The sequence below is a fragment of the Ralstonia sp. VS2407 genome (genome assembly GCF_052950655.1).
On sequence record NZ_JBRFVG010000138.1, the window covers coordinates 1 to 526 of the forward strand.

General features: G+C 38.0%; 1 protein-coding gene. It reads right to left on the reverse strand.

Annotated elements, in window-relative coordinates; genetic code table 11:
* A partial coding sequence (locus ACU8YE_RS24265) for a PTS transporter subunit EIIB (protein ID WP_446929923.1) occupies positions 1–509 on the reverse strand: 509 nt, incomplete at its 3' end.
* Between the last annotated feature and the right edge of the window lie 17 nt (positions 510–526).

Here is a 526-nt window from a genome sequence, read left to right on the forward strand (position 1 = left end):
GTATAGAGCTTTAAGAAAACCAATAAGGCATTTAACCCTTTGACCATCCCAGCCGCTGCTAACGCCCCTAAAAAGGGTTGGAAACAACCACTTAAAATATCTATTAAGCGATCAAATAAATTCCCACTGGAAGCTTCTTCTTCACGTTCTCCTGACAAGCCTGCAATACTAACTACTTCTTCGTAAACGGCTGGAACATGGTTCCCAATAACGACTTGGTATTGTCCACCGCTTTTCATAACAGTTACCACACCGTCCATATTTTTTAAGACATCATCATTCGCTTGACTCTCATCTTTTAATTTGAAGCGAAGACGTGTGATACAATGTGTCAAACTATTAATATTCTCTTGCCCACCGACATTTTTTACAATTTTTTCTGCTAGTTCATGATATTTTCCCATCTTTTTTTCCTCCAAAAATTTATTTTCATTTGAAGGTTTAGCCAACTGAATGTCACTATCCAAAGTGGTGCGTTTATTGTTCCGTTGTTTGTACAATTCGTGCAAGGTGAATCGTTAGGTAC